15 protein-coding genes are annotated in these 13,679 nt (G+C 52.7%); 3 read left to right on the forward strand and 12 right to left on the reverse strand.

The genetic code is table 11. The features are described 5' to 3' along the window. Positions 1-31: 31 nt before the first annotated feature. On the reverse strand, positions 32-961 hold the full coding sequence (locus tag LX59_RS12555) for an electron transfer flavoprotein subunit alpha/FixB family protein (RefSeq protein WP_144572317.1): 930 nt from the start codon (positions 959-961) through the stop codon (positions 32-34). Then, a complete protein-coding gene (locus LX59_RS12560; RefSeq protein WP_144572319.1) occupies positions 962-1,711 on the reverse strand; it encodes an electron transfer flavoprotein subunit beta/FixA family protein in 750 nt (249 codons plus the stop codon). It lies immediately after the preceding gene. Between the two features lie 361 nt (positions 1,712-2,072). Between LX59_RS12560 and LX59_RS12565 the strand changes: the two genes are divergently transcribed. The 3 genes from LX59_RS12565 (at position 2,073) to cmoB (ending at position 5,540) form a co-directional block, all read left to right on the forward strand. Beyond that, positions 2,073-3,725: an electron transfer flavoprotein-ubiquinone oxidoreductase gene (locus tag LX59_RS12565; protein ID WP_144572321.1), complete on the forward strand. Its 1,653-nt coding sequence runs from the start codon at positions 2,073-2,075 to the stop codon at positions 3,723-3,725. Positions 3,726-3,837: 112 nt separating this feature from the next. Next, positions 3,838-4,581, forward strand: a complete 744-nt coding sequence (gene cmoA, locus LX59_RS12570; RefSeq protein ID WP_144572322.1) for a carboxy-S-adenosyl-L-methionine synthase CmoA — start codon at positions 3,838-3,840, stop codon at positions 4,579-4,581. After that, the gene (gene cmoB, locus LX59_RS12575) at positions 4,578-5,540 is read left to right on the forward strand and encodes a tRNA 5-methoxyuridine(34)/uridine 5-oxyacetic acid(34) synthase CmoB (RefSeq protein ID WP_144572324.1); all 963 of its coding nucleotides are present in this window, start codon (positions 4,578-4,580) and stop codon (positions 5,538-5,540) included. Before cmoA ends, cmoB begins: the two co-directional genes overlap by 4 nt. A 58-nt stretch (positions 5,541-5,598) precedes the next feature. Here cmoB and LX59_RS12580 read toward each other — a convergent pair whose 3' ends face one another. The 10 genes from LX59_RS12580 to LX59_RS12625 all read right to left on the reverse strand — a co-directional run bounded on the left by LX59_RS12580 (position 5,599) and on the right by LX59_RS12625 (position 13,662). Then, the gene (locus LX59_RS12580; protein WP_170234376.1) at positions 5,599-6,909 is read right to left on the reverse strand and encodes a DNA recombination protein RmuC; all 1,311 of its coding nucleotides are present in this window, start codon (positions 6,907-6,909) and stop codon (positions 5,599-5,601) included. Between the two features lie 121 nt (positions 6,910-7,030). Continuing rightward, positions 7,031-7,771, reverse strand: coding sequence for a pyridoxine 5'-phosphate synthase (gene pdxJ, locus LX59_RS12585; protein ID WP_144572328.1), 741 nt, complete (start codon positions 7,769-7,771; stop codon positions 7,031-7,033). Beyond that, the gene (gene recO, locus LX59_RS12590; RefSeq protein ID WP_144572330.1) at positions 7,737-8,459 is read right to left on the reverse strand and encodes a DNA repair protein RecO; all 723 of its coding nucleotides are present in this window, start codon (positions 8,457-8,459) and stop codon (positions 7,737-7,739) included. The genes pdxJ and recO overlap by 35 nt, the downstream gene beginning before the upstream one ends. Positions 8,460-8,484: 25 nt before the next feature. Next, a complete protein-coding gene (locus LX59_RS12595) occupies positions 8,485-9,222 on the reverse strand; it encodes an amino acid ABC transporter ATP-binding protein (RefSeq protein ID WP_144572331.1) in 738 nt (245 codons plus the stop codon). 13 nt (positions 9,223-9,235) lie between these two features. After that, positions 9,236-9,904: an amino acid ABC transporter permease gene (locus tag LX59_RS12600; protein WP_144572333.1), complete on the reverse strand. Its 669-nt coding sequence runs from the start codon at positions 9,902-9,904 to the stop codon at positions 9,236-9,238. 1 nt (position 9,905) lies between these two features. Beyond that, positions 9,906-10,631 carry an amino acid ABC transporter permease gene (locus tag LX59_RS12605; RefSeq protein ID WP_144572335.1) on the reverse strand — a complete coding sequence of 242 codons (726 nt, stop codon included), beginning with the start codon at positions 10,629-10,631 and terminating at the stop codon, positions 9,906-9,908. Positions 10,632-10,706: 75 nt separating this feature from the next. Beyond that, positions 10,707-11,606, reverse strand: a complete 900-nt coding sequence (locus tag LX59_RS12610; RefSeq protein ID WP_144572337.1) for an amino acid ABC transporter substrate-binding protein — start codon at positions 11,604-11,606, stop codon at positions 10,707-10,709. A 94-nt stretch (positions 11,607-11,700) separates the two neighbouring features. Beyond that, a complete protein-coding gene (gene era, locus LX59_RS12615) occupies positions 11,701-12,597 on the reverse strand; it encodes a GTPase Era (RefSeq protein ID WP_144572339.1) in 897 nt (298 codons plus the stop codon). Further along, entirely contained in the window at positions 12,590-13,279 is a 690-nt protein-coding gene (gene rnc / locus LX59_RS12620) for a ribonuclease III (protein ID WP_144572341.1), read from the reverse strand. The genes era and rnc overlap by 8 nt, the downstream gene beginning before the upstream one ends. Continuing rightward, positions 13,276-13,662, reverse strand: coding sequence for a DUF4845 domain-containing protein (locus tag LX59_RS12625; protein ID WP_144572343.1), 387 nt, complete (start codon positions 13,660-13,662; stop codon positions 13,276-13,278). The genes rnc and LX59_RS12625 overlap by 4 nt, the downstream gene beginning before the upstream one ends. Positions 13,663-13,679 lie beyond the last annotated feature (17 nt).

Raw genomic sequence — 13,679 nt, forward strand, 5'->3', positions numbered from 1 at the left:
TGAGGGCAGGCACAGCCCACCCTCAAACCGCTTAGACCGCCTGAGTCAGCTCTGGAACGGCCTCAAACAAATCCGCCACCAGACCGTAATCCGCTACCTGGAAAATCGGCGCTTCCGGGTCTTTGTTGATGGCCACGATGACCTTGGAATCCTTCATGCCCGCCAAATGCTGGATGGCACCGGAAATCCCCACCGCAATGTACAGATCAGGAGCCACGATTTTGCCAGTTTGACCGACTTGCAAGTCGTTAGCCGCAAAGCCTGCATCCACTGCTGCACGAGAAGCACCTACTGCGCCGCCTAATTTATCGGCTAGGGTGTACAGCAGTTGGAAATTATCGCTGCTTAGCAGGCCACGACCACCGGACACAATCACTTTTGCCGAACCTAGATCAGGGCGGTCGGACTTAGCAATGTCTTCGCTGATAAAGCTCGACTTGCCTGAATCAGCCAAAGCAGCAACCGCCTCCACGCTGGCGGAACCACCTTCAGCCGCTACAGCTTCAAAGGCCGTAGTACGCACGGTAATTACCTTGATCAGCGCGGAAGAGCGCACGGTGGCAATAGCATTACCGGCATAAATGGGACGCTTAAAGGTATCCGCAGACAGCACGGCGATGATGTCGGAGATTTGATCGACATCCAGCAAAGCCGCCACGCAGGGCAGATAGTTTTTGCCGTTGGTGCTGGCGGGAGCCAATACATGGCTGTAGCTGGGCGCGATACCAGCAATCAAAGGAGCCACATTTTCCGGCAGTTGATGGGCATAGGCGGCATCATCCGCCAGCAACACTTGGCTGACACCGGCAATCTTAGCAGCCGTTTCAGCAACCGCCGCACAACCTGAACCCGCCACCAAAAGGTGAATATCACCACCGATGGCACTGGCTGCGCCCACAGTGTTCAGAGTCGCTGGGTTCAGCGCGCTGTTGTTGTGTTCAGCAATAACCAAAATCGCCATTTAGATCACCTTTGCCTCGTTTTTCAGTTTATCCACCAACTCCGCCACGGAAGCCACTTTAATGCCGGGTTTACGCTCTTCAGGAGCTTCCACCTTGACCAATTCTAAAGTGGAGCGGATTTCAACGCCCAAGGATTCGGGAGTGACCACATCCAGTGGTTTTTTCTTAGCCTTCATGATGTTAGGCAGGGATGCGTAACGGGGCTCGTTCAGGCGCAGGTCGGTGGTCAAAATGGCGGGTAATTTGAGCGCCAATTTTTGCAGACCGCCGTCAATCTCACGGGTAATGGTGAAGCTGCCTTCCGCTGCTTCTACCTTGGAGATAAAGGTGCCTTGGGCAAACCCGGTTAAAGCCGCCAGCATTTGGCCGGTTTGGTTGTTATCGCTGTCGATGGCTTGTTTGCCCAGAATCACCAACTGAGGCTGCTCCTGATCCACCACCGCTTTGAGCAGCTTGGCTACCGTCAGCGAACCTACCTCGGCTTCGGTTTCCACCAAAATGGCGCGATCACCACCCAGAGCCAAGGCAGTACGCAATTGCTCCTGCGCGGCATTGGGGCCGATGGATACCACTACCACTTCAGTGACCACGCCTTTTTCTTTCAGGCGCACCGCTTCTTCTACCGCGATTTCGCAAAAGGGGTTCATGGACATTTTCACGTTGGCCAGATCAACACCGGAGTTGTCGGCCTTAACGCGCACCTTGACGTTGTAGTCAACCACTCGCTTGACAGCAACAAGAACCTTCATGGATTCCTCGTCTCCTTGATACAGGGGGAAGTTTACTCCCGCAAAACGGCACGGCTGCTCAGGGTGCATGCCCTTCATCAGCGGCCTTAAATGCGAATGGGGCTATCTTGACGGCAGGATATGGGAGGGTCAACCGAAGACCGCGCTCAAGCCAGCTTATACCGCCATGTCCTAAGGTTATGCTGACCTATTGCTCCATAATAACCCAAGACAAGGATCGGCCATCCTCTGCCTGCTCCAGAAGCTGCGCCAGTATCCCTCGACCGCTATATAATGCCCCGCCAATGGCTTTGATCAGGGAATTGATGGAGCCCAGACTTAAAAAAATCCTGAAATGCCTTGAGCAGGAGAACACGCCCCCATGGAACGTGAATACATGGAATTTGATGTGGTGATTGTTGGAGCTGGCCCCGCAGGGCTAGCTGCGGCGTGCCGCCTGAAACAAAAAGCCGCCGAAGCCGAACAAGAACTCAGTGTGTGTGTGGTGGAAAAGGGTTCCGAAGTAGGTGCCCATATTTTATCCGGTGCTGTATTTGAGCCTCGCGCCTTAAATGAGCTGTTCCCCGACTGGGCCACCCAAGGCGCGCCCTTAAATACTGTCGTCAAAGGCGACGATATTTATCTGCTGAATTCCGCCAAGCGTGCTATTCGCTTGCCCCATGCCCTAGTGCCCAAGACTTTCCACAACGAAGGCAACTTCATTATCTCTCTAGGTAATCTATGCCGCTGGCTGGCTCAACAAGCCGAAGCCTTGGGTGTAGAAATTTACCCCGGCTTTAGCGCCCAAGAACCCCTGATTGATGAGCAAGGCGTAGTACGCGGCATCATCACCGGCGATCTGGGACTCAACCGCGCAGGCGAACCCAAACCCGGTGTGTATACGCCTGGTATGGAATTACGCGCCAAGTACACCCTGTTTGCCGAAGGCTGCCGAGGCCATATTGGTAAACAACTGATCAACCGTTACCAACTGGATGCCCTGTCTGATCCGCAACACTATGGCTTGGGCCTTAAAGAGCTATGGGAGATTGATCCAGCGCTGCACCAGCAGGGCTTAGTGGTTCACACGGCAGGATGGCCGCTCAACAACGATAATCCCGGTGGCGGCTTCCTCTACCATCTGGAAAACAACCAAGTCGTGGTGGGGTTAATCGTAGATTTAGCCTACAAAAATCCCCATCTGTCGCCCTTTGATGAGTTCCAGCGCTACAAACACCATCCGGTGATCAGCCAATACCTGAAAGGCGGTAAGCGTCTGTCCTATGGCGCACGGGCCATTGCCAAAGGCGGCCTGAACAGCCTGCCGCGCATGACTTTCAGCGGTGGCCTGCTCATCGGTTGCGACGCTGGCACCCTCAACTTTGCCAAAATCAAAGGCAGCCACACCGCCATGAAGTCCGGCATGTTGGCCGCCGAAGTGGTGGCTGATGCGCTACTGTCCGGCAATGAAGGTGGCGATGAACTCACCGCCTATACCCAAGCCTTCCAAAACTCCTGGCTATATGAAGAGCTGTACGCCAGCCGCAATTTTGGCCCAGCGATTCACAAGTGGGGCAGCTTACTGGGTGGAGCCTTCAACACCTTTGAGCAAAACTTTATGGGCGGAAAACTGCCCCTTACCCTGCACGACCTACGCCCCGACCACGCCACCCTGCTGGAAGCCCGCCAAGCGAAAATAATCAACTACCCCAAACCGGATGGCGTACTGAGCTTTGACAAACTCAGCTCGGTGTTTCTGTCCAACACCAACCACGAAGAAGATCAACCCTGCCACCTGCACCTGAAAGATCCCGAGGTGCCGATGGAGTTCAACCTGCCCCGCTACGACGAACCGGCGCAACGCTATTGCCCAGCCGGTGTGTATGAGGTGGTCAGCACCGGCGATAAACCGCGCTTGCAAATTAACGCGCAAAACTGCCTGCACTGCAAAACCTGCGATATTAAAGACCCAGCGCAGAACATCACTTGGGTAGCGCCTGAGGGCTCCGGCGGCCCCAACTACCCCAATATGTAACACCTCATAGGCCATGCCTAATGCCGGAAGGTGGTACTCCGCCTTCTGGCTTAGGCACGCAGAACTGTTTTTCGCTACAATTCGCGGCTTTCCGACTTCTCTGAAGACTGCCGTGAGCCATCAGCCCGACCAGCTTTTCGCCCAGCCCCTAGCCCAAGTGCCGGACTTCGTATTTAACGAGGCGGTGGTACGGGTGTTCCCGGACATGATCAAACGCTCGGTGCCCGGTTATCCCACCATCGTGGAAAACATCGGCGTGCTGGGCAATCGCTTTGCCCAACCCGATACCCTGATTTACGACCTTGGCTGCTCTCTCGGTGCGGTGACGCAAGCCCTGCGCCGCCATGTGCGTACCGAGCGTTGCCGGATTCTGGCCGTGGACAACTCGGCGGCCATGGTCAGCCGCTGCCGCGAATACCTGCACGCCCAAGATGCGATGTTTCAGGAACTGCTGCCCGCCGAGGTGCAGGAAGCCGACATCCTGAAGTTAGCATTTCAGCCCACGTCCCTAGTGGCCCTGAACTTCACCCTGCAATTCATCGCCCCCGAACAGCGCCCCGAATTGCTGAGCCGTATTCGCCAAGCCTTGCATCCCCAAGGCGCGCTGATCCTCTCAGAAAAGCTGTGCTTTGAAGACGAAGCCGAGCAGCAACTCTTGACCGAATTGCACCTCGACTTCAAACGCGCCAACGGCTACAGCGAGCTGGAAATCGCCCAGAAACGCAGCGCCATCGAAAACGTGATGAAACCCGACAGCCTCGACACCCACCGCCAACGCCTGCGCCAAGCGGGATTCAGCCGTGTGGTGCTCTGGTTCCAGTGCCTTAACTTTGCCTCCCTGATTGCCTTGCCATGACCTACGACTGGAATCCCCTCGTCCAACAACTGTCTGGAACCCCGCTGGCTCAATGGGCCGCCAGCCTGCCCGAGCAAATGGCCCTGCGCCTAGCCAAAGGCCACGGTGATTTGGAACGCTGGCAAGCCGCTGTGCAGGCCATTCCCGCCGGCCTCACAGCCGAACAGATTGAGCTGCGCGACAGCCTGAATCTGAATGGCCCCTGCACTCCGGAACAACAGGCGGAATTAGAGCGTGCCCTACGCGGCCTGATTCCGTGGCGCAAAGGCCCCTTCCATCTGTTTGATGTACACATCGACACCGAATGGCGCTCGGATTGGAAGTGGGAACGGGTCACCCCGCACATCAACCTCAAGGGCAAACGGGTGTTGGATGTGGGCTGCGGCAACGGCTATTACCTGTGGCGCATGCTCGGTGCCGGCGCGCGCACACTGGTGGGCATCGACCCCAACTGGCTGTTCTTCTGCCAATTCAATGCCCTGAAGCGCTTTATGCCCGAAGCGCCCGTGTGGCACCTGCCCATTGCGCTGGAAGACTTACCGCCCAAGCTCGAAGGCTTCGACACCGTATTCTCCATGGGCGTGCTCTACCATCGCCGCTCACCCATCGACCACCTGTTAGAGCTGAAAGACTGCCTCAAACCCGGTGGCGAGCTGGTGCTGGAAACGCTGGTAGTCGAGGGTGGCCCACAAACGGTTTTAGTCCCCGAAGACCGCTATGCCCAGATGCGTAACGTGTGGTTTTTGCCCTCGGTTCCAGCGCTGGAATGCTGGCTACGGCGCGCGGGCTTTACCCACATCCACTGCGTCGACATCAACCGCACCACGGTAGAAGAACAACGCAGCACCGATTGGATGCGCTTTCAGTCACTGCCGGAGTTTCTTGATCCCAATAATCCACTGAAAACGGTGGAGGGGTTGCCTGCGCCACTGCGTGCTACTCTTGTGGCTAGAAAATAAATCAAGCCTATATAGCTTTCCTTAAGGCTTACCCTTGCAGATCGAAAGTTTAAATGGGTTAAGTTAACGGCTGTGCTGGAGTACTCATTGAGCGAGGTGATTCATCTATTTCATTTGGAGTGCTCATCTCGCTACTGTTGACTTGTAGCGCCTCAAACCGTCTAGCTATTGGAAGCAACCGCCCCTGAAAGGATCCTACTGTTTTGTTATAACTTAAAACAGCACTGTTCAGGTGTTTTCCTGTGCTTTCTAGATTTCCTGTAAAACTTTCTAGCCTGCTGTAGAAATCTCTAGCCTCGTTAACAATTTTCCTAGCATTCTCCGAAAGGAAGTACTGCTGCCATCCAAACGCTATTACCTTTAGAAGGGCTAACAGCGTAATGGGCGTTGTAATCATTACTTTTTTCTCAAAAGACTGCTCTAGCAGATCCTTATCCATTTCAAATGCCGCACTGATACAAGCCTCACTCGGAACAAACATTATTACAAAGTCAGGTGAATGCTCAAATTGAGCCCAATATTTCTTTTGGCTTAATAAATTAATTCTGCTTTTAACGGCCTTTATATGGTCTTTAATTTTTTGTTGTCGTGAGCTTTCATTTTCATCAAAAAAGGCTTCAAGGTAAGCCTCCATAGGCACTTTTGAATCTATGGGAATTACTCCGCCATTAGGTAGCCGAATGATCATGTCAGGGCGACCATCGTCAGTAGCGACCTGTTCCTCAAAATCTATACGCTCAGTCATTCCGGCTAATTCGACAATTCGCCGAAGCTGAACCTCTCCCCAACGCCCGCGCACTGATGAAGATTTTAGCGCTTGAGCTAGCGTTGTAGTTGTATGTCTTAGTTCAGACTGGGCTTGGTTTAGATAGCTTATTTGCTCATGTAATCCCTGATAAGCACCTTCCCTTCTTTGCTCCAACTCTCGAACATACCCATCAACTGCTGTTAGATTTTGACGCAACGGATCTATAAAACCTTGCAACTCTGCTTTCTGAGTTTGCCAGTCGCTCTGGGTCTTACCAAGAAGGCTATTAAATTGCTCGCGCGCATGCTTTAAAAACTCATCAGAGTTAACTTGTAATGATTGGCTAGCCAGTGCTTGAAATGCGTCCTGCATTTCTTTTTTGGTTTTATCAACCCACTGTAGTTGCTCTATATGGAACTCACGTTCTTTTTGTAATTTTGCAACCTCTATTTGTAGCTGATCATGAATCAATGTTGCCTTACTTAAATCGCTTTCTAGCTTACGAACAGATTCATTCTTGATACTTAAAGAAGTACGACTATGAATTGCAACCACCAAAAACACAATAGCCAATACCACTACAATAAAAAACTCACGAGAAAAACCGGAAAACTCTTGCATTAAATTGACACTCCATTTCATGTAGCTTTTAGCCACATAGGCTAAACAGCGATTTATATACCTCTTAGCTTCAAAGAGGTACAATCCAAGTTCGAAAGTTTAAAAATTTCACCACCTATAATCAGCGGACAGATTTATATATCAACTCCTTCATCTCCCGCACCGCCTGCTTTAAGCCCACAAAAACCGCATGGGCAATTACCGCATGGCCAATGTTCAGCTCATGAATGCCGGGAATGGCAGCAACGGCCTGGGTGTTGTGGTAGTGCAAGCCATGACCGGCATTTACAATCAAGCCCAAGGACTGCCCATAAGCCACGCCCTCGCGAATACGGGCCAGCTCCTCCGCTACTTGGGCCGGAGTTTCCGCATCGGCATAGCGGCCTGTGTGCAGTTCAATAGCCGGTGCGCCCAAACGCTGAGCGGCTTCGATTTGTTTGAGATCAGCATCAATGAACAGGGAAACCTCTGAACCTTGCTTGGCCAGCCGCTCTACCGCGTGGCCAATACGCAGCTCCTGCCCGGCGACATCCAAGCCGCCCTCGGTGGTCAGCTCTTGGCGGGTTTCTGGTACAAGGCACACATGCTCTGGCTGAAGCTGCTCAGCAAAAGCCAACATGGCCTCAGTTACGCCCATTTCAAAATTCATCCGCGTTTGCAGCAGCTCCTTGAGCAGCCGCACATCGCGCTCTTGAATATGCCGCCGATCCTCACGCAAATGCAGGGTAATGCCATCCGCACCCGCCTCTTCCGCATCCAGCGCAGCCTTTACCGGATCAGGGTAGCGCGTACCACGGGCCTGACGCAGAGTAGCCACGTGGTCGATATTAATACCCAGCAGCACGGGGTTCAGATGAGACATGGGAAGCATCCTGTTGATAAGAGGTAAAAAGGGTTCGGCTGACTAGGGGGCGCGATCCTAAATGCGGGGCTAAGGCCAAACGCATCAGCCGTTTTGCCGCCGTTAACGCGCCGGGGGCTTCCCAGCGCGCTTGCTGTAGAGCCAATAACTCGGTGCCTTGAAAACTGGACGGGCTGTGTGAGGTATCACGACTGAAACCGGCCAAGGGATCAAACCGATAACCACGGTCAGCCTCAATGGGTTGGCCTGCTTGGTCATAATCCAAGGCAAAACCGTAGCCCATGCTGTTGAGCAAGCACCACTCAAAGTCGCGCAAAATCGGCTCTAGGGCTTTACCAGAAGCCAGCGCCTTTAGGCTGTGCTGATACTGCTCAAACACTTCCGGGCAGGCATCCTCCATGGGCAGGAGGCGCACCAGCAGCTCGTTCAGATAGAAGCCGCTGTACAGCGCCGAGCCCGTCAGCCATAGGGGAATGCCTTGAGCCTCTAAGCGGCTGAGGGTTTTCAGCTCGCCTCGGCCTTTGCATTCAACCTCTAGGGCTACAAAGGGTCGCGCCAAGCTGCCGCTGCGCTGACGCGCGCCGCGCAACACCGCCCGCACCCGCCCGTTGGGGGTCAGCAAATCCAGCAGGGCACTGGTTTCCTTGTAGGCTTGGGCGTGCAACACAAAGGCGGGCAGCGGTGACATGCAAAGGGCTCTGGGGAATCCGGACTCAATGGTGCAGGATTTTATCCAGAAACTCCCGTGTCCGGGGCTGGCGCGCGTCCGGATTGCCAAAAAACTCATCCCGCGAGCAATCTTCCAAAATCCGTCCGCCTACATCCATAAAGATCACCCGATTGCTGACCTTACGCGCAAAGCCCATTTCGTGGGTGACCACCACCATGGTCATGCCTTCTTTGGCCAGACTCACCATCACATCCAGCACTTCACCGACCATTTCTGGATCAAGGGCTGAGGTTGGTTCATCGAACAGCATCACGATGGGGTCCATACTCAGGGCGCGGGCAATAGCCACTCGTTGCTGCTGGCCGCCAGAAAGCTGACCGGGAAACTTGTCTTTATGGGCAATCAGACCCACGCGCTCTAGATATTCCAGCCCGTGCTTTTTCGCCTCATCCAGACTGCGGCCTAAAACTTTCACCTGCGCTAAGGTCAGGTTTTCCGTCACCGATAAGTGCGGAAACAGCTCAAAATGCTGGAACACCATCCCGACACGGCTGCGTAATTTGGGTAGGTTGGTTTTAGGATCGTGCAGTGGAATACTATCCACCCAAATCTCGCCTTGCTGAATCGGCTCTAAGGCGTTGATGGTTTTAATCAGCGTGGATTTACCCGAGCCCGAAGGCCCGCACACCACTACTACTTCCCCTTTGTGGATCTGAGCTGAACAGTCATTCAGCACCTGAACCGCACCGTACCACTTGGATACCTGTTTGAGTTCGATCATCTTAATGTCCTGTTCAACGAATAATGGCGATCTTTTGATGCAGCCGACGCACCAAACGCGACAGGCTGTAACAGATCACAAAGTAGACCACTGCCGCCAATAAATAGGCCTCTACGGGACGACCAAACAGCTTGCCTGCCGTTTCAAAGCCTTTGAGCATGTCGTAGGCACCGATGGCGTACACCAAGGAGGTGTCCTGAAACAGAATGATGGTTTGGGTCAGCATCACCGGCAGCATGTTGCGGAAGGCTTGGGGTAGAACCACTAAACGCATGTTTTGGGCGTAGGTCATGCCCAGCGCCTCACCGGCCATGACCTGCCCACGCGGAATGGACTGAATCCCGGCGCGGATGATCTCGCTAAAGTAAGCCGCCTCGAAAGCAATAAAGGTCACTACAGCGGAAATCTCTGCCCCAATGGGCTGCCCAATAATCAAAGGGACTAACAGAAAAAACCACAGAATCACCATCACTAAGGGAATACTGCGCATGCCATTGACGTACACCAAGGCCGGCCAGACTAAAAAGGGCTTCTCGGATAAGCGCATCAAGGCCAACAAAGTGCCGAGGACAATACCGCCCAAGGTAGCGATCAGGGTTAGCACAAGGCTGAAGTAAAATCCCTTGAGCACAAAATCGCTGATCATGGCCCAGTTATAGAAGGAAAAGTCGAGATCTAGCATCTCAATGCCCTCCCCCTGTAGCTCCCGGTAAGACTAAACCCGGAATTTGCACCCGCCGTTCAATCTGCCCCATCAGCAGGTTAATCGCCAAAGCCGAAACAACATACAAACCCGTGACCGCTAAATACACCTCAACCCCGCGTGCGGTTTCCTCCTGTACTTGTAAGGCAAACAGGGTCAGCTCCGAGACGGATACGGCAAAGGCCACCGAGGAGTTTTTCACAATGCTCATCATCTCGTTGACCAAAGGCGGCAAGATAATGCGCCCAGCTCTGGGCAAAATCACATAGCGATAGCTTTGCCAAGTGGTCATTCCCAAAGCTTGGGCCGCGTAAAACTGTCCTTTGGGTAAAGCTCGAATGCCCGAATAGACTTGCTCTGAGATACGCGCTGAGGTGAAAAAGCCCAACGCCAGCACCACCAGTACAAAACCCGATAGCTCCTTGAGCGGCGGCACTAAAGCTGGAATCACGTGATACCAGAGAAAAATCTGCAACAGCAGCGGGATATTGCGGAACAGCTCCGTCCAACCAGTGCCAAACAGCACCCAGCCCGGATGCTTGGGCAAAGTACGCAGGGTTCCAATCATGAAGCCCATCAACAGCGCCAGCAGCAGCGCTAATAAAGAGACTGATAACGTCCAACCCCAAGCGGACATCAGCCATTCCAGATAGGTTGTGTGCTGCCCACCCGGATCTTGGAAAAAAATCTCCCAATCCCAATTCATGGCTTTAGCCCTCTGTATTGCGGCTCAGTATGCTCAGGCTGTATGAGCTAGAGCATACAGCCTGCACCTATCAGCCTATTCTTGTACGCTATAGGCTTCCATGGGTTTGTCGTTGGGGTCGTCCCAAGCCGCTTGAGTTGCAGCAGATAACGGCAAACCTATGGTTACCCCCGCAGGTGGAATGGGTTGTAAAAACCACTTATCCCAGAGTTTAGCCAAGGTTCCGTTGCTGATCTGTTCTTTAATGCTGTCATCCACCAACTTTTTGAATGCTGGATCATCTTTGCGCAGCATGATGGCGATAGGCTCAACGGACAGCACTTCGTCCAAGATCTTATAAGCCGCTGGCTCTTTGGACTTGGCCACATTGGCCGCCAAAATCGAACCATCCATCACGAAGGCATCGGCGCGGCCACCCTCTAACAGCAAGAAGCTGTCGGCGTGGTCTTTACCGAAAATTTCTTTAAAGTTCACACCCTCAGCTCGCTTGTGCTTGCGCAGGGTTTGTACCGAAGTGGTACCGGTGGTGGTGGCTATGGTTTTACCCGCCAGATCCTCAAGGCCGTTAATGCCCGAATTGGCCTTAACCAAAACCCGAACCTCTTCCACATAGGTGGTTACAGCAAAGGCCACATCCCGCTGACGGGCTTCAGTATTGGTGGTGGAGCCGCACTCTAAATCCACAGTGCCATTTTTCACCAGTGGAATGCGGTTTTGCGAGGTAACTGGCTGATATTTCACCTGTAAGTTCGGCAAATTCAGCTGCTTTTTGATGTCTTCGATGATGTTGGCACATACATCATAGTGGAAGCCGGTGTATTGACCATTCCCCAGCGTGTAAGACAGTCCCGAGGATTCACGCACGCCTTCAGTGACACTTCCCGAGGCTTTGATCTTGGCTAGGGTATCGGCCTGCACCCAAGGCGCAGCCAATCCTATAACAGCCAGAGTCCAAATAGGCAGTTGCTTCTTCATAATCATTCCTTTTATGGGTTGGAAGAAGAAACCACACTCTACCCCAATCCGCAGGCTTTTGAGGTGTTAATGACCTAGTGATACGAATTAGGTGTCACGAATAACCCAAGGAGTGCAAAGCGCGATCATCGTCTGACCAACCGCTCTTCACCTTCACCCACAGATTCAGCATTACCTTGGCATCAAACAGCACTTCCATATCCTGCCGCGCCTCTTGGCCAATGCGTTTCAAGCGGCTGCCTTTGTCACCGATGATGATTTTTTTCTGCCCTTCGCGCTCTACTAGAATCAGGGCGTGAATGTGCAATACATGGCCTTTTTGCTTGAATTCTTCGATTTCCACCGTGATCTGGTAAGGCAATTCGGCCCCCAACTGGCGCATGATTTTCTCACGCACCAACTCAGCTGCTAGAAAACGACTGCTACGGTCAGTGATTTGATCTTCTGGGAAGAAGTGTTCAGCCTCAGGCAAACGCTCACCCACCAGACGCTCCAAGGTGTCTAGATTGCGACCATGCTGGGCGGAGATAGGCACAATTTCAGCCTGAGGCAATTGCTCAGCCAACCATTCTAAGTGAGGCAGAACCTTGGTTTTTTCTTCAAAGCGATCCATTTTGTTCACAGCCACAATCACCGGCCCTTGTACAAAACGCATGCGTTCCAAAACCATCTGATCCTCATCGGTCCAGCGATCACGATCCACCACAAAAATCACCACATCCACATCCTTCAAAGCTGAAGATGCGGTGCGATTCATATAGCGATTGAGGGCTGTTTCATCTTGCTTATGCAGACCGGGCGTATCCACATAAACAGCTTGGGTTGCCCCTTCCGTTTTGATGCCTAGCATATTGTGGCGGGTGGTCTGCGGTTTACGAGAAGTAATCGCCAGTTTTTGACCGAGAATATGATTTAACAGGGTGGATTTGCCCACGTTAGGCCGACCCACAATAGCCACGTAACCGCAACGGCTGATGTCCGCATCACTCATGGCTATTCTCCAAACCTAGGGCTACTAAGGCGGCAGCGGCGGCTACCTGTTCTGCAATTCGGCGACTAGCCCCCTGTCCTTGGGTTTTTTCAGTGAGTAACGCCACTTGGCAACTGACATAAAAAACCCGGCAATGGGGCTCACCTTGAATATCCACTACATCGTAACGCGGCAAGTCACTGCCTCGTGATTGCAGAAACTCTTGCAAGCGGGTTTTAGGATCTTTGTTGGTATCGACCAGCGTTAAGCTTTGCAATTCAGTAGCTAACCACGCCAAGACGCGCTCGCGCACAATGTCCATACCTGCATCCAAATAGATGGCACCGATTAAGGCTTCCAATGCATCAGCTAAAATGGACTCACGGCGAAAGCCTCCGCTCTTTAACTCACCAGAGCCTAAACGCAAATAATCCCCCAGCTCAAAGCCACGGGCTAATATTGCTAAGGTCTGGCCTTTAACTAAACGGGCACGCAGACGTGATAACTGGCCCTCTCGGGCCTGCGGGAAGTGTTGAAACAACGCCTCCCCAGCCACAAAGTTAAGAATGGCATCGCCTAAGAACTCCAAACGCTCATTATTGCGTCCGGCATAGCTGCGATGAGTTAGAGCCACTAAGAGAAGCTCTTGGTTTCGGAAGTGGTAGCCGAGCCTGCGCTCAAGGCGATCTAACGGAATGGTCACGGTATCCTAAACTGATACGTCTTTTTGAAGTGGGCGACCAGACTCAGAGTGCGAACCAAAGGCTCACGTTGCTCGTAGTCCAGTTGAACGTTAAAGGTGTCGTTGTTTAATTCGATCTTCAGGGCCTGATCCATGGATATATCCCTAAGTCCATTTACTTGCATGCCTTTGCGTATGTAGTCCTTTAAATCACTGACGCTTGCTAATCGAGCGCCGCTTTTTTGCGACTCTTCTTCTGCTTGGAGAATAATTTTATCCAGAGACATATAATCCAAGTAGTGTGGCACGATTTTAAAGGCAACACCCGCAATAAAAGCCACAATAGAAAGAATAGCCAACCAACTGGTCAGCGTTAAACCTTTTTGCTTTGCGGGAGCGTCCATGATTCACCCTATTTCCT

Source organism: Azomonas agilis, assembly GCF_007830255.1.
GTDB classification, from domain to species: domain Bacteria; phylum Pseudomonadota; class Gammaproteobacteria; order Pseudomonadales; family Pseudomonadaceae; genus Azomonas; species Azomonas agilis.